Source organism: Pantoea sp. X-Soil-MYKO-1785, from assembly GCF_059730675.1.
On the sequence record NZ_AP036000.1, the window covers coordinates 1,981,495 to 2,002,423 of the forward strand.

Annotated in this window: 19 protein-coding genes; 7 read left to right on the forward strand and 12 right to left on the reverse strand. The window is 57.5% G+C overall.

The window, feature by feature from the left end:
- Positions 1-312 carry an antibiotic biosynthesis monooxygenase family protein gene (locus tag AC6I8D_RS09370; protein WP_497820033.1) on the reverse strand — a complete coding sequence of 104 codons (312 nt, stop codon included), beginning with the start codon at positions 310-312 and terminating at the stop codon, positions 1-3.
- A gap of 127 nt (positions 313-439) precedes the next feature.
- Between AC6I8D_RS09370 and AC6I8D_RS09375 the strand changes: the two genes are divergently transcribed.
- A complete protein-coding gene (locus tag AC6I8D_RS09375) occupies positions 440-1,333 on the forward strand; it encodes a dihydrodipicolinate synthase family protein (RefSeq protein WP_497820034.1) in 894 nt (297 codons plus the stop codon).
- 119 nt (positions 1,334-1,452) lie between these two features.
- Here the strand turns inward: AC6I8D_RS09375 and AC6I8D_RS09380 are convergent, their stop codons facing one another.
- From AC6I8D_RS09380 to AC6I8D_RS09390, 3 genes are all read right to left on the reverse strand, one after another.
- The gene (locus AC6I8D_RS09380) at positions 1,453-1,950 is read right to left on the reverse strand and encodes a P-loop nucleotide/nucleoside kinase family protein (RefSeq protein WP_497820035.1); all 498 of its coding nucleotides are present in this window, start codon (positions 1,948-1,950) and stop codon (positions 1,453-1,455) included.
- Between the two features lie 316 nt (positions 1,951-2,266).
- On the reverse strand, positions 2,267-2,500 hold the full coding sequence (locus AC6I8D_RS09385; protein ID WP_497820036.1) for a hypothetical protein: 234 nt from the start codon (positions 2,498-2,500) through the stop codon (positions 2,267-2,269).
- 480 nt (positions 2,501-2,980) lie between these two features.
- On the reverse strand, positions 2,981-3,310 hold the full coding sequence (locus tag AC6I8D_RS09390; protein WP_497820037.1) for a cupin domain-containing protein: 330 nt from the start codon (positions 3,308-3,310) through the stop codon (positions 2,981-2,983).
- Positions 3,311-3,449: 139 nt separating this feature from the next.
- Between AC6I8D_RS09390 and AC6I8D_RS09395 the strand changes: the two genes are divergently transcribed.
- Both AC6I8D_RS09395 and AC6I8D_RS09400 read left to right on the forward strand, forming a co-directional pair.
- Positions 3,450-4,088 (forward strand): RpiB/LacA/LacB family sugar-phosphate isomerase, encoded by a 639-nt coding sequence (locus AC6I8D_RS09395; protein ID WP_031377996.1) that lies wholly within the window; start codon positions 3,450-3,452, stop codon positions 4,086-4,088.
- 502 nt (positions 4,089-4,590) lie between these two features.
- Positions 4,591-6,447 (forward strand): methyl-accepting chemotaxis protein, encoded by a 1,857-nt coding sequence (locus tag AC6I8D_RS09400; protein WP_497820038.1) that lies wholly within the window; start codon positions 4,591-4,593, stop codon positions 6,445-6,447.
- 230 nt (positions 6,448-6,677) lie between these two features.
- On the opposite strand, the gene AC6I8D_RS09405 is transcribed toward AC6I8D_RS09400, so the two are convergent.
- The 6 genes from AC6I8D_RS09405 to AC6I8D_RS09430 form a co-directional block, all read right to left on the reverse strand.
- Positions 6,678-7,442, reverse strand: a complete 765-nt coding sequence (locus tag AC6I8D_RS09405; protein ID WP_312056116.1) for an ABC transporter ATP-binding protein — start codon at positions 7,440-7,442, stop codon at positions 6,678-6,680.
- Between the two features lie 9 nt (positions 7,443-7,451).
- Positions 7,452-8,318, reverse strand: coding sequence for an ABC transporter ATP-binding protein (locus tag AC6I8D_RS09410; protein WP_312056115.1), 867 nt, complete (start codon positions 8,316-8,318; stop codon positions 7,452-7,454).
- Positions 8,290-9,195, reverse strand: coding sequence for an ABC transporter permease (locus AC6I8D_RS09415; protein ID WP_312056114.1), 906 nt, complete (start codon positions 9,193-9,195; stop codon positions 8,290-8,292). Before AC6I8D_RS09415 ends, AC6I8D_RS09410 begins: the two co-directional genes overlap by 29 nt.
- Complete coding sequence (locus tag AC6I8D_RS09420; protein WP_069728294.1) at positions 9,192-10,223, reverse strand: ABC transporter permease; 1,032 nt, start codon at positions 10,221-10,223, stop codon at positions 9,192-9,194. Before AC6I8D_RS09420 ends, AC6I8D_RS09415 begins: the two co-directional genes overlap by 4 nt.
- Complete coding sequence (locus AC6I8D_RS09425; protein ID WP_497820039.1) at positions 10,220-11,854, reverse strand: ABC transporter substrate-binding protein; 1,635 nt, start codon at positions 11,852-11,854, stop codon at positions 10,220-10,222. The genes AC6I8D_RS09420 and AC6I8D_RS09425 overlap by 4 nt, the downstream gene beginning before the upstream one ends.
- Positions 11,855-11,990: 136 nt before the next feature.
- Positions 11,991-13,145 carry a mandelate racemase family protein gene (locus tag AC6I8D_RS09430; protein WP_312056112.1) on the reverse strand — a complete coding sequence of 385 codons (1,155 nt, stop codon included), beginning with the start codon at positions 13,143-13,145 and terminating at the stop codon, positions 11,991-11,993.
- Positions 13,146-13,619: 474 nt separating this feature from the next.
- On the opposite strand from AC6I8D_RS09430, the gene AC6I8D_RS09435 reads away from it, so the two are divergent.
- The 4 genes from AC6I8D_RS09435 (at position 13,620) to AC6I8D_RS09450 (ending at position 17,875) form a co-directional block, all read left to right on the forward strand.
- Positions 13,620-14,735, forward strand: coding sequence for an ABC transporter substrate-binding protein (locus AC6I8D_RS09435; RefSeq protein WP_312054705.1), 1,116 nt, complete (start codon positions 13,620-13,622; stop codon positions 14,733-14,735).
- Positions 14,736-14,900: 165 nt separating this feature from the next.
- A complete protein-coding gene (locus AC6I8D_RS09440) occupies positions 14,901-15,308 on the forward strand; it encodes a DUF2231 domain-containing protein (RefSeq protein ID WP_031377392.1) in 408 nt (135 codons plus the stop codon).
- 12 nt (positions 15,309-15,320) lie between these two features.
- Entirely contained in the window at positions 15,321-16,622 is a 1,302-nt protein-coding gene (locus AC6I8D_RS09445) for a PQQ-dependent sugar dehydrogenase (RefSeq protein WP_497820040.1), read from the forward strand.
- Positions 16,623-17,233: 611 nt separating this feature from the next.
- On the forward strand, positions 17,234-17,875 hold the full coding sequence (locus AC6I8D_RS09450) for a DapH/DapD/GlmU-related protein (protein WP_497820041.1): 642 nt from the start codon (positions 17,234-17,236) through the stop codon (positions 17,873-17,875).
- A gap of 32 nt (positions 17,876-17,907) precedes the next feature.
- Here AC6I8D_RS09450 and AC6I8D_RS09455 read toward each other — a convergent pair whose 3' ends face one another.
- Positions 17,908-19,233: an MFS transporter gene (locus AC6I8D_RS09455; protein ID WP_312054701.1), complete on the reverse strand. Its 1,326-nt coding sequence runs from the start codon at positions 19,231-19,233 to the stop codon at positions 17,908-17,910.
- 203 nt (positions 19,234-19,436) lie between these two features.
- A complete protein-coding gene (locus tag AC6I8D_RS09460) occupies positions 19,437-20,417 on the reverse strand; it encodes a GT-D fold domain-containing glycosyltransferase (protein ID WP_312054699.1) in 981 nt (326 codons plus the stop codon).
- Between the last annotated feature and the right edge of the window lie 512 nt (positions 20,418-20,929).

Sequence of the window (20,929 nt, forward strand, 5' to 3'; positions counted from 1 at the left end):
TTAATTTGTCTCCGGTTTGGAGGCATACTCTCTGACCAGCGTCGCGATGCGCAGCGAATAACCGGCGAACAGTGTCTCACGGCCTTCCCGTTGCGCCGCCTGATGCTGCGGATTGTTTTTCCAGGCCAGTATCGCCGCTTCATCGCGCCACCAGGAAAGGGAGAGGATTTTTTCATCGGTCAGGCTTTGAAAGCGCTCAATCGCGATAAATCCGTCGACCTGCGCCAGCAGCGGTTTCAGTTCTGCCGCCAGCTGCAGGTAGCGGGCCTGGTGTTCGGGTCGGGCGTGGGCTTCAAACAGTACAGCGATCATCGGTTGTCTCCTTAGGGTGTCAGCAGCACAGTAGCGGGCGGGGCGGCGTGATGCTTCGGCCTGCTACGAAATATGCCTGTACGGCTAATCAACCAGACCATCATTTCACTATCATGGAGCAGGTAATATGTTCACCGGACTGAGTGCGTTTCCCCTTACCCCGTTTACGGCTGACAAGCCGGATGAAGCGGCATTTTTACGGCTGTTGCAGCGGCTGACTGAGGCCGGAGTGGACTCGCTTGGCGTGCTGGGCTCTACCGGCAGTTACGCTTACCTGACCCGCACGCAGCGCAGGCGTATCGCCGAACTGGCGGTCGCCCATGCTGGCGCTGTCCCAGTGATGATCGGTATCGGTGCGGTCAGCAGTGCTGAGGTGCTGCATCTGGCGGAAGATGCCCAGCAGGCGGGCGCATCGGCGCTGCTATTGCCGCCGCTTGGCTATCAGGCGCTGCGGGATGAAGAGGTGTTCACCCTCTACCAGACGGTGGCGCGTCACGCGTCGGTGCCGATCTGCGTCTATGATAATCCGGGCACCACCCATTTTACCTTTTCCGATGCGCTGATCGGCCGCATCGCCGCGCTGCCTGGCATCGCCTCAATAAAAATTCCCGGTGTACCGGCAGAATTGCCGGCGGCTGTTCAGCGCATCGCCCAACTGCGGGCCATGCTGCCTGAAACTGTTTCAATCGGGGTCAGCGGCGATGCGTTTGCCGCAACCGGCCTGCTGGCGGGCTGTGATGGCTGGTACTCGGTGTGTGGCGGACTGTTTCCGCGGGTAGCCCAGGCGATCGCTGAGGCGGCACAGGCGGGCGACGATCGGCGCGTCACAATGCTGGATGCGCAACTGCAACCTCTGTGGGCGCTGTTCCGTCAGCATGGCGGCAGCCTGCGGGTGATGGCAGCAGCAGCGGCGATTCTGGGGCTGACCGCAGCAGATTGCCTGCCGCGCCCGCTGTTACCGCTCTCCGCCGCTGATTATCAGCAGATCGCTGAGGTCGTGACCGGGCTGGAACTGGCGTAGCAGGCGCGGGCAGCAAGGCCACAGCCTGCCGGGCGATGCTGGCTGCCCGGGGTAGCTGGCTACCGGCCTGGCCCGTGGTTTATTGCGCCGCGACCGGCGTTTCTCTGCCGTCAATAGCCTCAGCGATGATACACCAGGTGAAAGCCTTCGCTTGCCTGCGGTGGCTCGAAGTAGCGGGTAATAAGCTCAAACTGCTGTTCGGTGGTGGCGAAGGCATGTTCACCCGACTGATTGCGGGCATGCAGGCGGGCTTTACAGCGATCGTCCGGCAGATCGAGATAGTGCAGCTGGTGCTGTGCCGCCGAGCGTTTGATCAGCGACATCATCCAGCCGCGATTCGCCTGAGTGTTGGCGGGAAAGTCGAGCACCACCGAAACCCCCGCCGTGAGCAGCGCCAGCAGGTGTGGGGTAATGGCATTTTTCAGCAGCGCCGCACAGCGCACATAGTCGGCGACTGACTGCAGCCGATCCGGATAGAGTGCTGCCAGCCACTGATCTTCACTCAGAATGACGCAGCCCGGTTCAGCGCCCAGCCGGGCCGCAAGGGTGGATTTACCGGAGGCCCTTTTGCCGCACAGCAGATGCAGGGTAGCCGGCGTAACGGTGTCGTGCTTCATAGGGTTCCTTAGCGGATTAACACCGGTAAGGCCCGCCTTACCGGCGGGTATAAGAGACAGCTTATCCCACCGCGCAACAGACGGTGTAAATAATCATCGCTGGTTGGCAAGCTGGGTATCGGTTCATCCGGTGAGACTAGCAAAGTGGGCGGGATTATCCAGCAGAATGTTGTCGCGCTATCGTCCGGAGTCAGGCGGTACTGTGAACTGAGCAGCAAAACAGTGAGCCGCACAGCAGGGTGAGAGACACGGTGGTGTCCGGTTGTCAGCAAGCCGCTCGCTTACCGGTTCACCACCTCGCCGCAGGCTGTGGCCATTATGCCTGTTTCGCCATCAGTAACGTCAGCAGTTCCCGACAGCACGCCTCTTCCTCAGCACTGTCTGCCGCCGCCAGATGGCGCAATAGCGCCATGCAGCTGTGTTCCTTGCCCGCTTCCATCAGTTCCTCAACCAGGAAATTCATTTTTTCCCGCTCGGTGGCGTGCAACGCCGGGTTGATCAGGTGGACATTTTCCTTCACGGCCAGGGTGGCGCTCTCTGAGTGATTCATAGAATTATCCTGTATTGGGTTAAAAAATGACCTGGTGGGTGATCTAAACTTATACACGAAAGTTAATTTTGTACAGTTTTGGCGGGCTTCTTTTTTTGCTGAGACGGGCGTCAGGGAGTGAGTAAACAAAATAAGAATAGTTGAGCCAGGCCCGGTTGGCGCGGGTTACAGCGCGGTGTCAGCCCGCTAACAGGTAGCGGTTACTGACTAAAAGCCTGCTAATCATTTGGTTAGCTAACTACCGGCCAGTGAAAATTTTTTGAAAAAATAGCCACTGTAACGGCCAGCGATAGCCAGAGTGACGTTAAGGGCTGACATCCCGGCGGATATGTGCGGCTGATATTTCGGTGGGTATGTCTGGCTGGCCATTCTGACGGGTATGTTGGGCTGGTATTTTGGGCTGCTATTGTGGGCTGAACGTGCACGGCATTCGAACGGCCGCCGTGCTGACAGGCAACACGGCGGCGTCAGGAAGCGGGGTTAGCGGGCAGGCAGAAAATCTTCACGCTGCGGGGTAAAGGTATCCAGCAGCATACCGGGCTCAAGGCAGACGCAGCCGTGTACCACATCGGGCGCTTTGTAGAGGGTATCGCCCGCCCCGACTTCCCGCGTCTCATCCCCGATGGTGAAGGCGAAACGGCCGCTCAGCACGTAGGTTAACTGCTCATGGGGATGGTGATGTAACGGCCCGATGGCACCTTTTTCGAAGCTAACTTCCACCGCCATCATTGTGCCGCCGTAAGCCAGAACCCGACGGGAGACACCCTGACCTAAATCTTCCAGTGGACGCTCTTTTTTATAAATAAACATCGCAACTCCAGTGTGTGGTTGGACGCCTGGGTAGTCGTTTTGTGACGCTACTCACAGCGTAAAGGTGAATTAGTCCATGCACTTTAGTGGTTTTTCATTAAAATGAAACGGTGTTTCAATTAAATGTTAAGGGCAGATCATGAAAATCGCGTTAATGATGGAAAATAGCCAGGCGGCTAAAAACGCTATCGTATTGAAAGAACTGGAAGGCGTGGCGCAGCCGCTGGGCCATCAGGTCTTCAACGTCGGCATGAGCGACGAGCAGGATCACCATCTGACCTATATTCACCTCGGCATTCAGGCCAGTCTGCTGCTGAACAGCAAGGCGGTCGATTTCGTGGTGGCCGGTTGTGGCACCGGGCAGGGCGCGCTGATGTCGCTCAACATTCATCCTGGCGTCAACTGTGGTTACTGTATCGATCCGGCCGATGCCTACCTGTTTGCGCAGATCAATAACGGTAATGCCCTGGCGCTGCCGTTCGCCAAAGGCTTCGGCTGGGGTGCTGAACTCAACCTGCGCTTTATCTTTGAGAAAGCCTTTACCGGCGAAAAAGGCATGGGCTATCCGCCAGAGCGTAAAGAGCCGCAGGTGCGTAACGCCGGCCTGCTGAATCAGGTGAAAGCTGCCGTCATCAAAGAGAACTATCTCGATACGCTGCGCGCCATCGATCCTGAGCTGGTGCAGACCGCGGTCAGTGGCCCGCGCTTCCAGCAGTGCCTGTTCGAACACGGGCAAAATCAGGAGATCGTCTCCTTTGTGCGCCAGTTGACGCAGTAAAAGTACCAGCACCACACGAGGCCAGGGCAACCTGGCCTTTTTTTTTGCCTGCACGCCGCACGGTGATTGTCTGGCAGACGCTGCGCTGGCGCTATCACCGATGATGCAGAACCGGCGACTTTGTTTAAACCGGCTGGCGGAAACTGTCAGCCACCTGGCGCAGATTTTCGAACGCGGCCGGGTAGCCTCGATTCTTTTATGATTGTCAGCGCCTGACTGACAACATCCTCAGCCACTTCGGTTGCCGCCATTTTTCCTGCTGGTGTTAATTCTTGCCGCAACGGCGCAAAAAAATCTCAAAAAGAGTTAACCGGTAGCGGCTTACGTCGGGTGGGATTCACGCCTGTGACGCCCGTCAGCAGCGGGCTGGGCCGATTTTAGTTAGCAGTAACTAATTGATTAATGAGAAAAGTTCTCATACAGCATACCTCTTTAGAGGTATTTAGCGATCGCTGTTCCGACCGATTATATTCTTTAATGTATAAAAAAAAAGGATACCCACATGTATTTGTTATATCGGACTTCGCTGAAGCAGAAATTACTGCTGTTATTATTACCGCTGCTGGCGACTACCGTATGGCTTAGCTACAGCAGTGTTTATGCCAAATATCAGCTAAAAAAGCAGATGTGGGCGGTTGAACAACAGGTGCAGTTAGCCCAGGCCGTCGGTAATTTAATTAATGAAATGCAAAAAGAACGGGGATTAACCTCAGGATTTCTGATCAGTAAAGGCACAGAGTTTTCAACCGATCTGGACCGGCAAAAAAAACAAACCGATGCCGCCAGACAAAACGTTTCGTTACTCCATTATAATGCCCAACGGTTGGATGAGTTGAAAAAGATGCGTGAGGATATCGTTAATTTTCGCGTTTCCGCCGCTAGCGCCATAAAATTTTACAATAACGACATTGGCACGCTGCTTAACGTGATTGGTAAAAGCGATACGCAGGTTCAGAACGGCGGCATTGCCCGCCAGCTCGGCGCGTATTATGCCCTGCTGAATTTAAAAAATATGATGGGAAGTGAGCGGGCGTTTATGTCCGGCGTTTTTGTCCTTGACCATTTTCAACCGGGGCAGTTAGCGGCGCTGAACGCTTTGGTGGCGGGTCAGGCGGTCTGGCAACACTATTTTCTGATGAAGGCGACCCCGCAGCAGGCGGCGCTTTTTACCGAGGCGAGCCTTACACCGAGCTTTATGCAGGCATTATCGCTGCGCAACACCGCACTGAGTCGGGCAGATAGCGGCGGATGGCAAATTTCCGCAAGGGAGTGGTACGAGGCGCAAACCCAGCGTATCGAAGCACTGCATGATATTGAAAAGAGCATTAATAAGGATATTAAACGCGCGGCGCTAAATAATTATAAGCAAGCCAGTCGCGAGGAGATTATGTTTTTAATTATCTGCCTGGTGGCCTTTATTACCTCAGCGCTGGTCGCATGGATTGTAATTCGCACCATTAATTTACAACTGCGCTCTACCATTAATATTATCGAGAATATGGACGGCGATTTGACTCAGCGTCTGGCGGTGCGGGGCACCGATGAAATATCGGTATTAAATAAGTTTTACAATCAATCAATAGAAAATATTCAGTCGATGGTGCTGGAAATTAAAAATAACGCAGCCATTGTGCGCAAGGTCAGTTCAGAAATTGCCTCAGAAAATGATGAGCTGGCAAAACGAACCGAAGAGCAGGCGGCGTCCCTGACGGAGACGTCAGCCAGTATTGAGCAGATTTCTACCGCCATAGATCAAAACTCAGATAACGCCCGACGTGTAGAAACGTTAGCCCAGCACATGGTCGAACATGTCGAATCGGCCAGTAAGAGTGTGGGCGAGGCTAACCTTTCTATGCAGGATATTCGGAGCTTCAGTGAGCAGATCGCCGGCATTGTGTCATCGATCAACAATATCTCTTCTCAGACCAACCTGCTGGCGTTAAACGCCGCCGTTGAAGCGGCGCGGGCGGGCGACTTAGGCAAGGGCTTCACCGTGGTTGCGGCTGAAGTCCGCAACTTATCGCGGCTGTGCGCCAACGAGGCCGATATGATTCAAAAACTGATTGCGCAGAATATCAATAAGATTGAAGAGGGGGCAGAAAGAGTCCTCTCCTCTGAGCATATTCTGCGAAGCGTGGTGGGCGATGCCGGGCAAATGAAGCGATTTATTGATGATATTGCGGATGCTTCTGCTGAACAGTCGGCGGGCATTGCGCAAATTCAACAGGCGCTAAACCAGATGGGTCAGGTGACCGAACAGAATGTGAGTATGGTTTCAGAAGCCGCCAACAGCAGCCATCTGCTGCATGATCAATCTGAGGCGATGAGCAACCTGGTGAACAAGTTTATCGTTGAATAGGCGGCAGTAAGGGGGCAGGCCCGGACAACTGCAGACGCAGCTGACCGGGCAATGCCGCTGAGGCGCTGTCCTCGGGCGTACTGTGAACACAGCCCGCGCTAGCGAGCGGGCAATGCCGCTGAGGCGCAGCTGCGTGACGCGGCCTGAGGTGTTCATTCTGCCGCAGCCGCGTTTCCATTATCGGTTATGCAGTCTGACAATCATCCGGCCTGACCGGCATCAGCGCCAGCTCAGTGCGCCTGTAGCCGCACCGGAGCCGCGTGCCGGCTCGCCTCCACCAGCATCCGGGTATAGGCCACGCTCGCCCGATTGCTCACCAGCGTCGGCACATCCAGCGTCTCCAGCACTTTTCCCTGTTGCATCACCGCCACCCGATGGCAGAGGTGCGCCACCACGCCCAGATCGTGGGTTACCATCAGATAGGTCAGGTTGTCCTGCTGCTGCAGATCGCTCAGCAGATTCAGGATCTCCGCCTGCACCGAGACGTCGAGCGCCGAGGTCGGCTCATCCAGTAGCAGCACCGCCGGCTCCAGAATCAGCGCCCTGGCGATCGCCACCCGCTGACGCTGTCCGCCCGACAGCTGGTGGGGATAGCGGGTCAGCCAGGCGCGGTTCAGGCCGACCTTTTCCAGCATGGCGATTACGCGCTGCTGGCGCTGCCCGATGCCCTGAATCTGTAGCGGCTCTTCCAGAATATCGCCAATGGTATGCCGCGGATGCAGCGAACCGTACGGGTCCTGAAAGACCATCTGTACCCGCCGGCAGCGCGCCCGATTAATCCGGTGCGCCAGCGGCTCGCCATCGATCGCCAGCGTACCCTGCCAGTGATTAAACAGGCCGGCCAGGCACTTCAGCACCGTGGTTTTGCCGGAACCTGACTCGCCGACCAGGCCAAAGATTTCGCCCTGATTGACCCGCAGATTAACGTCGAACAGCACCTGATTGCGGGCATTCTCGTCGCCAAAACTGAGGTTAAGATTGTTCACTTCAATCATCGCTACTCCTTATTCGGTGAGCCAGCTTGGGTGACGTTGTAACACTGGCAGACGACTGCGGCGGTGATCGATGTCTGGCAGCGCGGCCATCAGGCCCTGGGTGTAGGGATGCTGCGCGCGATCCAGTTCACTGGCGGCCAGCGACTCCACCACCCGGCCGGCATACATCACCAGCACCCGGTCGCAAAAACTGCGCACCAGGTTGATGTCGTGGCTGATAAAAATCAGCCCCAGCCCGCGCGCATTGACCAGCTCATCCAGCAGCGTCAGCACCTGCAGCCGTACCGAAACATCCAGCGCTGAGGTCGGTTCATCGGCTATTACCAGCTCCGGTTCGGTAATCAGCATCATCGCAATCATCACGCGCTGCCCCTGACCGCCGGAAATTTCATGCGGATAGAGCTGATAAACCCGCTCAGGATCGCGGATCTGCACCTCCTCCAGCATCGCCAGCGCCCGCTGACGGGCGGCGGCATGCTGGCCGCGATGGTGGCTGCGCCACGCCTCAGCGATCTGTTCACCGACCCGTACCACCGGATTAAGCGAATATTTCGGGTCCTGCATGATCATCGAGATCCGTTTGCCGCGGATTTCGCGCATCCGGGCCGGACTGGCGTGTAACAAATCGACCGCGCCAAACTGCATCCGGCTGGCTTCAATTCGTGCCTTCGCCGGCAGTAACTGCAGCAGCGCCCGACCGACGGTGGATTTACCGGAGCCGGATTCACCGACGATCGCCAGCTTCTCCTGACCCAGCTGAAACGAGACGCCGCGAACCGCCGGGGTGCTCTGGCGTCCGTTAACAAAATTTACGTGCAAATCGCGCACGTCGAGCAACGGCGTGGCGTTACTCACTGCGGGGATCGAGCAGGTCACGTAGGCCATCTCCTAAAAAGTTGAATGCCAGACTGTTAATCAGAATCGCCAGGCCAGGCACGGTAACCACCCACCAGCACTCCAGCATGTAGGTGCGGCCGCTGGCGATCATCGCGCCCCATTCCGGATCGGGCGGCTGCGCGCCCAGCCCGAGGAAGCCGAGCCCGGCGGCGGTGAGGATAATGCCTGCCATATTCATGGTGATGCGGATAATCACCGACGGCAGGCAGAGCGGGATGATGTGCTTCCACAGCACCCGCAGCGGCGAGGCACCCTGTAAACGCACCGCAGAGATAAAGTCAGCCTGACGCAGCGACAGGGTTTCCGCCCGCGCCAGACGCGCAATTGGCGGCCAGGCGGTGAGGGTAATGGCGATCACCACGTGTTCCAGTCCCGGACCCAGCGCGGCGACGAACGCCAGGGCCAGGACCAGGCTGGGAAACGAGATAAAAATGTCGGTCACCCGCATCAGCACGCTGTCGACCCAGCCGCCAAAATAGCCGGCGGTGACGCCGAGCAGCAGGCCGAGTGGCCCGACGGTCACCGACACCAGCAGCACGATATACAGCGTGATGCGCGCACCCCACACCAGACGGCTGAAGATGTCGCGGCCAAACTCATCGGTACCGAACCAGTGGGCGGCACCCGGCGGCGAGAGCGCATTATTCAGATCCTGAATCAGCGGATGATACGGCGCGATCCACGGGGCAAACAGCGCCACCACGCAGAGCAGCAACACAATGCCGCCGCCGATAGCGGTCAGCGGATTACGGGCCATGCGCCAGATAAAGTGAGCGCTGCGGGCAGCGAAACGGCGGCAGCGCGCCAGTCGCTCACCGGTAGTGCTGACAGCGGGGGCATCAAAGGAAAGGGTCATACTTTGGTCCTCGGATCGAACACCTGATAGAGCAGGTCAGAGAGCAGGTTAAGCAGCACGAAAATCAGGCCAACCACCAGTACACAGCCCATCACCGCGTTCATATCGCCCAGCATCAGGCTGCCGGTCAGGTAGGAGCCAAAGCCGGGCCACGAGAAGACGGTTTCAATCAGCACCGCTCCCTCCAGCAGTGAACCGTAGGCCAGCGCCACCACCGTCAGCAGCTGCACCAGAATATTGCGGAAGGCGTGCTGCCAGATCACCTGCCACTCGGTTAAGCCTTTTACCCGGGCAGTGAGGATGAACTCCTGCGACAGCTGCGCCAGCATAAAGCTGCGCGTCATGCGGCTGATGTAGGCCAGTGAATGAAAGCCCAGCAGGGAGGCGGGCAACACCAGGTGATTAAGTGCGTTCCAGAACACCTGACTGTTACCGGCCAGCAGTGCGTCAATCAGCATGAAGCCGCTGCGGCGTGGCACGATGCCATCAAGGCTGAAATCTACCCGGCCCGCGCCGCCGACCCAGCCGAGATGGGCATAAAACAGCAGCAGACCCATCATCCCGACCCAGAAAATCGGCGTTGAGTAACCGGCGAGGCTGATCATCCGCACCAGATAATCGATTACGCTGTTACGTCGGGCGGCGGCCAGTACCCCGAGCGGCACGCCGAGACCGGCACCGATCACAATCGCCAGCGTTGCCAGTTCCACCGTCGCCGGGAAGACGCGCAGGATATCGTTGACCACCGGCTGGCCGGTTAGCAGCGCATGGCCAAGATCGCCGTGCAGCAGCGCATTAAGGTAGAGGCCAAACTGCACCCACAGCGGCTTATCAAAACCGAGCTGGTGGTAAACCTGTTGATAGGTGGCCTGATCGGCATCTGGCCCGACAATCGCCAGCACCGGATCGAGCGGCATAACCCGCCCGATAAAGAAGGTCAGCATCAGTAAGCCCGCGAGGGTGATTAGCACCTGCAGGCCGCGTTTGCTGATGCGGCGACAGTGGCTGCGGGTAAGTGTCAGGGTCATTGGGGTCCTCCTGCCAGGCTATCCGGGGTTTTCCAGACGTCGCGCAGAAAGGTGGTGGCCGAAGGGTGTGGCTGATAATCCTGCACCCGGTTGTTGACCACCACCGAATCGAGCATCTGGGAGATCGGCATCAGCGCCGGTACCAGCTGGTCGTAGCGTTGCTGAATAGCGAAGTAAGCCTGCTGTTGCCGGGCGCTGTCGCGTTCCACCAGCGCGCGATCGATCATGCTGTTGAGCTGCGCATCGTAAAAACCGGTGCGCCAGCCCTGGAAATTAGTCAGACGGGCGCTGTCGGCATTGTTCGGGTTATAGACCAGCGAGCGCAGGCTGGAGTGAGGATGGGGCTCCACGCCGCTGCCGCCGCGTCCGACCAGCAGGCTGAACTGACGGTCGCGCATCGCGCCGTAGATCTGGTTACCGGTGCCGGTGATGATGCGGGCGCGAATGCCGGCCTGCAGCAGCGTCGACTGAATGGCAATGGCGATATTCAGGAACGGCTGGTCGGCCAGTACCCGCAGCGTGGTGTCGAAGCCGTCCGGATAGCCCGCCTCGGCCAGCAGCGCCCGGGCGCGTGGCACATCCAGCCGGTAGCCAGGGTCGGGCAGCGTAGCGGGCATACCCGCCTGAATCGGCCGCTGATGCAGTTCGCCGTAGCCGGTCATCAGGCTCTTATTGATCCCCTGATAATCCACCAGATAACGCACCGCTTCACGTACCCGGCTGTCGTCAAAATGCGGGTCCTTAATGCTCATCGCCAGGTAGTAGATCGTGCCGCGCCGCACCGCATCAATGGTGAGATCGGGATCGTGGCGCAGAGCGCGCACGTCGGGAATCGACATGTTGCTGGCGATATCGAGGTCGCCTTTCTCCATCATCAGGCGCAGGGTCTGCGACTCCTGCAGATGGCGGAACACCACCCGCGACATTTTCGCTTCACCGCGCCAGTAACCGGCCGAGCGGCTCATGCGCAGTACATCTTTGGCCTGCCAGATATCCAGCCGGAACGGGCCGGAACCCGCTTCGTGGGTGGTGAGCCAGCGGTTGCCCCAGTCACCGTTGATCTCATGCTGCTGCACCGTTTTGCGATCCAGCACCACCATGCTGCCGAGCGCCGCCAGCGAGTAGATGACCAGCTGCGGATCGTTGGGTTTAGGCAGGGTGATCACTACGGTGCGGGCATCGGGAGCGGTGATCATCTGGTCAACGTTGTCGCGGCTGAAACCGTAGGATTTCCACACCGAGGCCTGCGCCAGGTTAAGGTGCAGCACCCGCCGCATCGACCAGATCACATCGTCGCTGGTCAGCGGATTGCCGGAATGAAAGGTGACATTGTCACGCAGGTGGAAGGTCAGGGTGCTGTTATCGGCACTGACTGACCAACGCTCAGCCAGCGCCGGACGTACCTCGGTCAGCTTTTTCGGGTTGAGTTCCACCAGCCCGTCATAGAGGTTGACCACGATGCCCACCACCTCGTTGCCGGTCATGGCGGCCGGATCAAGGGTGAGCAGGTTATTCATGTTCATGCCGACGATCAGCTGGTCGTCAGGCGTTTGTGCCTGCAGCGCGGGGCTGCCCGTCAGCAGCAGCAGCAGCGCAATCAGCCCGCTGCCACACGATTTAAACAGTTTCATAAGTCGGGTCCGGCAGGTCAGAGGTTGCCCGATCGTCTTTCAGCCGGTCAGCCCGCTGACCGCAGAACGGTCAGCGCGGCGCTAAGCCGGTGGCGATTCGGAATTATTATTGTTGGCTGTAGGGGACGATCGCGACTTACCAGCGATTCAGCGTATGGGTCTCGATCCAGCTAAAGTTGATGTCCTCGCCCAGTCCGGCGCGGCTCGGCAGGGTAACAAAACCCTGCTCATCCATCGGATCGACCAGGCTGTTGAGATAGGCTGGCGGCGTGTCGTAATCGAGGAACGGATGCAGCAGACCGCGCTCATACCAGCGGCAGTTACGGATCGCCCCGACCACCGCCAGGCTGGCAGCGCCGTTGCCGTGGACTTCACAGTCCATGCCGAACGCCTCGGCGAGGTTAGCCACTTTGATCGTGGCAGAGATACCGCCGACGCCGTTGGCCCCGGCACGCAGAATGTCGCAGGCCCCGGCACGCACCCAGTCTGCCCGGCTGTGATGCTTGCCGCCGAGGCTCTCCGGGCCGAGCACGTCAATCGACAGGTTGTCCGCCAGCCAGGCGTAAGAGGCCATGCTCTCTTCTTCCATCGGCTCTTCAAACCAGGCGAAGTTGAGCTTCTCCAGCGCTTTGCCAATGGTCAGCGCATCGCTGCGGCTATACCAGTGGTAGCCATCCAGCATCAGCGCGATATCCGGACCGACCGCTTCACGCACCGCGGCGCAGGCTTTAATATCCATCGCCGGGCTGGGCGCAAACGACACTGGCGGCATCCAGGTGTGCAGTTTTATCGCCTGATAACCGCGCGCCACCAGTTTTTCCGCGAACTGCGCATATTCATCCGGAGTAGAGAGGCCGCCGCGCAGCTCATCGCCGCACATGGTGCTGCCGTAGGCCGGGATCTTTTCGCGATAGCCACCCAGCAACTTATGCACCGGCTGGTTAAGCTTGCGGCCAATCAGGTCCCACAGCGCCTGTTCCACCGCTGACAGCGCCCGTTCGGTGAGCTGATGGGCGCTGCCGCGCTGCCAGTGCACCAGATCCTGCCATAAGCGCTCACGATCAAAGGCGTTCTGGCCGATCAGCACTTTACGGAAGAAGGCATTAACCACATGTGGACGGATCACTTCGGGCGGGGCAAAGGCGTAACCGCAGTCACCGTCCTCGCTGGTCAGGGTGAGCAGCGCCATCTGCGCCTCATTTTCCGGACCGGGATGGGAATGCCCGGCGCTGTCGCTGCAGCGTTGGGTCGGATAGGTAAAGAGAGTGACATCAATCGCGCTAATCTTCACGGCTAAGCTCCTGTGGCTGGCTATCCTGACGAAATATTAAAACGTCGTTTCATTTTTCAATCTAGCCGTAACATTTTATTAACGCATTAGCCAAAGGGCGTATCTTGCTGGCTAATATGTGTGCAAGCGCCCAGGGTGTTGTGAGCATATTCACGAAAGCTGTCCGTTTTGTGAGCAGTAACACAGCCGTTTGTCAGCAGACCGCCCCGTGCTTACCAATACTTTTGCCCGAAGCCCGAAGCCCGAAGCCCGAAGCCCGAAGCCCGAAGCCCGAAGCCCGAAGCCCGAAGCCCCAAGCCCGAAGCCCAAAGCCCGAAGCCCAAAGCCCAAAGCCCGGCGTTCGCGCACGGCCTGCCGCGCTGCGACCCAGCGGAAAAACATTTCGCGCCATCACTTCCCCCATTGCTGTTTTTAGGTGATAGTAACGCCGCTTTATATTAATAATTCTCATTATCATTACTGTGGATTCTGACTATGAAAAAATGGCTTTTAGCACTGGGGCTAATCACGCTGGCAGGGATGGCTTCGGCCAAAACCATTACCGATGTGGCCGGACGCCAGGTCGAGGTGCCGCAGGAGGCAAAACGCATCATTCTGGGTGAGGGACGGCAGATTTACCTGCTGGCAGCGTTTGATACCGATGCGCCGTTTAAGCGGGTGATCGGCTGGCGCGATGATTTTCCTAAAGCGGACTGGGACGGTTACCAGGCGTATGAGCAGCGCTATCCGCAGATAAAGCAGCTGCCGACCTTTGGCGGCGCAAAAGATGGCACGTTCAACGTTGAGCAGGCGTTAACCCTCAAGCCCGATCTGGTGCTGATGAACCTCGAATCGAAAGCGGCAACCGATGAAGGTAAGTTAATCGAGAAGCTGCAGGCAGTTGGCGTCCCGGTGGTGTTTATCGATTTCCGTGAATCGCCGTTTGTTAATGCTGAGAAAAGCATTCACATCATGGGCGAACTGCTGAACAAGCCAGAGCGGGCGCAGGCGATTATCCGTTTTCGTCAGCAGCAGATCGACCGGGTGACCTCAAAGCTGGCCAACTTTACCGGTTACCGGCCAAAAGTGATGATTGATCGGGCCGGTGGCTACAGCGATGAGTGCTGCATGTCCTTTGGTAATGAAAACTTTGGTCAGATGGTGGAGATGGCCGGCGGACGCAACATCGCGAAGGATTTGATCCCCGGCACCTTTGGCACGGTTAACCCGGAGCAGATCATTGCCAGCCAGCCGGATGTGGTGGTGGTGACCGGTGCCAACTGGAAGAACTACAACACCGTCGGTAAGTGGGTCGGCGTCGGTCCGGGTGCCAACCTGACAGAAGCCCGCGCACGGCTCAACGCCCTGATGATGCGGGACGCGTTCAAAACCCTGCCGGTGGCGCACAACGGCAACGCGCACGCCATCTGGCATCAGTTCTATGACAGCCCGTATCAGTTTGTTGCGATTCAGGCGCTGGCCAAATGGCTGCATCCCGATCTGTTTGCCGATCTCGATCCCGACGCGACCTTCCGTGAGTTTCATCAGCAGTTCCTGCCGCTGCCGTATCAGCCAGGCTACTGGGTGACGCTGCCGGCCGATAAGTCCTGATCCGCAGGCGGTGACCTGCCGGTCGCCGCCCTGATTTTCACTTCCTGCCGAATTAACCCTTCGCTTTTCTTCATGTTTACTAATCTTTTACAGGCACGATATCGGTTGCTACCGGCAGCCTGACGTCTGGCCTGATCTGTATTCATCGTTAAAATGGAGAGAAACATGCGCAATACCTCGGGAAGATCGGCATTCGCCGTGACGCTGTACGCTCTGCTGGAGCCGGTGCCGCTGGGCTTTTTTGTCGCGGCCTGGCTGTTCGATATCCTCTATAGCCAGACCTTTGTCCAGTTCTGGACCGACGCCGCCGGCTGGCTGATCGCGCTGGGGCTGGTGCTGGCGATTGTGCCGCGACTCATCGCGCTGGTTTATCTGTTCCGCGGCAGCGACAGTGCAGAAAAGAGCCATTTCTGGCTGTGGCTGGTGGCGATTGTCATCGCTATCGTCAATGCGTTTATCCACAGTCGCGACGCTGCCGCGGTGATCCCGCTTGGCGTAACGCTTTCCACGCTGGTGGTGGCGCTGTTGCTGCTGGCGAATGTGCAACTTGCGTTACGTCAGCGTAGCGCTTAAGGAGGAGCCACCATGAAAATGCAGCATAAATCTATCCTGGCGCTCACCCTGACGGCTCTGCTGGTGGGCTGTGATGATGGCGCGCTGGTCGATCCGCAGAAACAGACTGGACCCAACCCGGAACTGCCGCAGGCGCAGAACTTCTTTATGCCGCCAATGCAGGTGCCGGAAGGCACGCCGTGGAAAGCGGGCGAAATGCCAACAGTGGCGCAGGGGCTGAAGATCGAGAAAATCGCCGAGAATCTGCAGCATCCGCGCCACGTCTATGTGTTACCGAATAACGATGTGCTGGTGGCGGAATCAAACGGGCCGGCGAAGCCGACCACCCGACCTAAGCAGCTGATCATGGGCATTGTGCAGAAAGCCTCAGGCAAAGGCGGGGCCGGTGGCAATCGCATCACGCTGCTGCGTAACGTTAACGGTAAATGGGAGCAGCATCGCTTTATCGAAAACCTGCATTCGCCGTTTGGCATGCAGCTGGTTGGCAACACGCTTTACGTCGCTAATGCCGATAGCCTGGTGAAATTCCCGTATCGCGAAGGGGACACCGAAATCCGCACCCCACCGGAAGAAGTGACCGAACTGCCGGGCGGCCCGATTAACCATCACTGGACTAAAGCGCTGTTAGCCAGCCCGGACGGCAGCAAACTGTATGTCGGCGTTGGCTCCAACAGTAACGTTACCGAAAACGGCATCGGGGCCGAATACCGGCGTGCGGCGGTGCTGGAAGTGGACGCCGCCAGCGGTGCCAGCCGCATTTACGCCAGCGGGCTGCGCAATCCGACCGGCTTACAGTGGGAACCGCAGAGCGGCAAGCTGTGGGCCATCGTCAACGAGCGTGACGAAATCGGTTCCGATCTGGTGCCGGACTATATGACCTCGGTGCAGGATAAAGGCTTCTACGGCTGGCCCTACAGCTACTTTGGTCAGCATGTCGATAGCCGCGCTGAACCGCAGCGTCCAGATCTGGTTGAGAAGGCGATAAAGCCGGATTACGCGCTCAGCTCGCACGTCGCACCGCTCGGACTGCTGTTTTACGGTGCCGATAATATGCCGCAGTATCGCGGTGGTGCCTTCATCAGTGAGCACGGCAGCTGGAACCGCACGCCGCTCAACGGCTACAAAGTGGTGTGGGTGAAGTTTGAAAACGGCAAGCCGGTCGGGCAGCCACAGACGGTGGTGTCCGGCTTCCTGACGGAAGATGAGAAGCAGGTGCGGGGACTGCCGGTTGGCCTGGCCAGCGACCAGCAGGGCGGCGTTTTGATCGCTGATGATGCCGGCAATACCGTCTGGCGGATCAGCGCCGCAAACTAAAAGTTTATGACCGGCATAAAAAAAGGATTTGGCGTAATGCCAAATCCTTTATTTTTTTGTTCGCTACCCGGCTGGTAACCGCGCTGCGAACGAGGTGCTCAGCACTCTCCACACAGCAGATTGTAAAATGTGCGGCTAAGGATTTCAAGTTTCGCCAAAATACTGTATGTTTATACATGTGTTGAGCGTTGGGCGAAGCCTCATTGTCGACTGGCCGCTCCCAGGGGCACGGTTTCCAAAATCCCGGCAGGCATCAGGTGGTGCTGGCCTGTGGCTTTAACCATGAGTGCCGCTCAGCCCTCTCCACAAAGATGTGCTTAGGCGCCCGGCGGGTAGAGTCAAAGCCTCGGTTGCCGAACAGCGCGCTCCTGTTACAGGAGAAGGAAAGTGATGGAACTGACTAAGCTGATTCTGGATCTGATCCGGGTCATCTTGCAGATCATCGTTGCCCTTATGCAACTGACCGGTCACGCAGGTTAACCGGAACTTGAATCAAGGCGGAGCTAACCACTCCGCCTTTTTTCGCTGTCAATTGGCTGTCATGCTGGCCGGGTAGAGTGGCGCGACAGCGTGACGCCAGCCTGGCGTCACCTTTCGCTATCGGGAGTGTTATGTCAGTTGCCACCGTTATGCCCGCCAGACTCCAGCACACCCGGATTGATGAGAGTGTGCGTCTGCGTGAAACCCACATCGGCCAGCAGTGTGAAATTCTGGCCCACAGCGCGCTGGAATATTGCGCGCTGGGGGACTTCTCTTACGTCGGGGAGCATTGCAGCATCGCCGATAGCCAGATTGGCCGCTTCTGCGCCATCGCTAATCAGGTGCGCATCGGTGCGCCCAATCATCCAATGGATCGCGCTTCCCAGCATCGCTTCACCTACTGCCCGGAGTATTACCACCCTGACGCTCAACGCGATGGCGGTTTCTTTGCCGCGCGTCGTGCCGATCGGGTGACCATCGGGCACGATGTCTGGATTGGCCATGCGGTGATTGTACTGCCCGGCGTTACCGTTGGTGATGGCGCGGTACTGGCGGCGGGTGCGGTAGTGACCAAAGATGTCGCGCCTTACAGCGTAGTGGGCGGCGTGCCAGCCAGGCCACTGCGGCTGCGGTTTACCCCGGCGATTGCCGCCCGGTTGCAGCGTATTGCCTGGTGGGACTGGCCACTGGAAAAACTGCTGGCTAACCTGGCGGACTTTCAACAGGGCGATATTGAACAGTTCTGCGATCGTCACGACCGCCGAACCGCGTAACGGTCGCCCCGCGCGAACCGGGGCGACAACCATCATGCCACCGACCTCTCTGCCACCTCAGACGACGCGGTATCAGCGACCAGCGGTTTTTCCGGTTGCAGCAGAGTCATCGCCAGCATACTGCCAAACGCGATCAGCGCGGTGACGGTAAACATCGCGTTGTAGCCGTAATATTCCGCCAGCCAGCCGCATAACATCGGCGAGATGATCGCGGCCAGATTGGCAATCGCCAGCGTCATGCCGCTGTAGGTGCCGACTGAGGCTTTCGGGGTGACGTCAATCACCACTGACCAGTAGACGTTATTCACCAGCGCGTTGAGCGCGTTGCCCAGCGTCATCAGGGCAATAATCCCGGCGGCTGACGACACGTAAGGGATCGCCATAAAGCAACAGGCGGTGCCGCACAGCGTGACTGCGGCGAACAGGTTGCGCGCCAGCCGCAGGTTATTGAAACGGGCCAGCAGGGTATCGGCGATCCGTCCGCCCAGCAGTACGGTCACACAGGCACCGCTCCACGGGATCATCGCTACGTACCACAGCGAATGCAGGTCGTAATGGAAATTATCCTGCAGGTATTTCGGCATCCACGTCACCAGGGTAAAGGTGATGTAGAGGAAGGAGAAGTAGCCCAGTGCGTTGCACACCAGGGTGCGGCTGGTGAAGAAGCGCCACCACGGCAGCGCCACGCCATCGGCTGCGCGCTGACGCTGGCCGTCACGGATCAGCTTGCGTTCGGCTGCGCTGGTGGCGGGACTGCTCTCTGGACCGTCACTGAAGGTGCGGGCAAACAGCGCCATCGCCAGTAGCGAAAACACCCCCAGCAGAATAAACATCATCCGCCAGTCACCGGTCAGCAGCAGCAGCCCGACCGCAATCGGCGCGGTCAGCAGCGCGCCAACCTGGGTGGAGAGCAGGCCAATGCCGAGCGCCAGGCCGCGTTCGTTATCCGGCGCCCAGTGCGCAATCGCCTTGTTCATCAGCGCGTAGGCGGGACCTTCTGAGAAGCCAAACAGGATGCGCAGGGCGGCAAAGCCCATAATGGCGGAACCGCCAAACAGCGCCATACCCAGCTCACCGGCCCAGGCGGTCGCAATCTCCAGCAGCGACCAGAGTACGCCTGCCAGTAACCAGACCTTTTTGGTGCCGATGCGATCGGCAAGAAAGCCGCCGCACAGTGAACCAAACAGATAACCAAAGCCAAAGTAGCCCAGCACGGCACCCAGCTGCACTTTACTGAAGTGGTACTCGACGGCAATCGCGTTGGCGGCAAACGACAGCGCGCCGCGGTCGATGTAGTTGATCAGGGCGATCAGGAACAACAGTGAAAATATGGTGTAACGGTAACGGCTGGCCTTCATCTCACTTCTCCTGAATGGAATTAACAGGATCGATTAAGCAAAATGAGTGCCGGAAATGCGGGCCGGGCTGAAAAGCCAGCGGGTGCAGGCGGTGCAGACCGCCTGACGGGCGAGCGGTGATGAAGAATTACCCGGCTAATTATTCGCCTGCGCATCAATCCGGTGCAGAGCGTGCCTGATAACAGGGAGTGCAGGGTTCAGGCTCAGGTTGCGTTGTGCTGCGTCTGACTGGCGTGGGGGAGCGGCATTAGCGGTGGCTCTTCCGGTTCGCCAACATGTTGCAGTACCTGCTGCTGATAGCCGGCATCCGCCACCGCGCTCTGCTCACTCAGCAGCACGCCTGCTTCATTGACGTTTTTGCCCGCCACTTTAATTTTATCGGTGGCACTGGCCAGCATCCATTCATATTCAATATCAACGTGGCCACTATCAATACAGCGAATGCCCTGCTGGCTGAGATCGTAAGCCAGTACCGTTGCGGTTGGGCCGAGTGAAATTAAGACCAGATCAAAATCAGCAGCATGGGATAAAACGGCGGCATACAGGCGGTCATAAATTGAAAAAGCGTTACGGTTTAAGGTGGTGATTCTTTTAACTTCACCCGCCCCGGCCAGTAAATCATTACCTAATCCCAGTCGCGTGCCGCTGCCTTCAACAATTAATACCCGTCGGTCTTTATAGAGCAGCTTGAATTTATCAAAGATGGTGCGGGATAACTGCTTGGTTTTATAATCGTGATAGGGTCGGGTCACCGAAGTATTACCATACTGGTACTGCTTATTCAGCAGAGAGTGATAATATTTAAAATAAAACGATTTGTGAAAGAACCAGAACAGGGCCGATCCGTTACGCATATTTCGCGTAGTGCGAAAGGCGTCCGGCAGGCAGAGCAGGCAGTGCGGGTTGGCTTGTGGTCCTTGCTGCAACAGTGTCTTAAGCCTTGCCGAGAGGCGTGGGTCGAAGGGCTGAAAACCGATGTTCTTATAATAGGTCATCTCCAGTTCCCCATCGCCGTAGCGGGCCAGCGATAACTGCGGATCGCTTAATAGCCGATCGATGGTCTCTTCTATCGACATCACTGAATAAGATTTAACTCTGGCCTGAGCAGCCGGATAACGAAGCGCTGCATTAATAAATTTAAACGGGAAACGAATCTTACGATAAATCGCATTTATTGCCGACATGATTAGCCTGCCTGTTTTATTTTGCCGGCGATAAATGTGCTGCGCCTGCATGAACGGAAATAAAGGTCTGCCTGATCTATATCATACTGCATTAATGTTGCCAGGCTGAGGAATATCTTAAAGCTATTTAGCGCAATAAGTTAACAGCAACGTTAATATTTTATCGGGCTTATCGGACTCGATGTAAACAAACGCTTTAAGCAGAAAAGGGGTAATAAATAAAAGCGCTGCCGGTCGGGCGGCGTTAACCTCTTGTTCGCAGGCACTATTTCACACCGGGTGACGCAAAGATGAAAATAAGCGCAGCTTATTCGCTGGCGGGGTTAAGATTTAGCGCAGTCAGCTCCCCGCGTTCTGATTACACAATTTTGTCAGTTGAAAAAGGTTTAAGCGACGTTGTGGTGGCGTGTCGCTGAAGTTTAACTTGTTGATTAAATCCACAGCTTTGAACAAAAGGTGCGGTTCACTCAGGCCATTGGTTAATTTTTTGTGATGAATGTCGCGGTTTTACC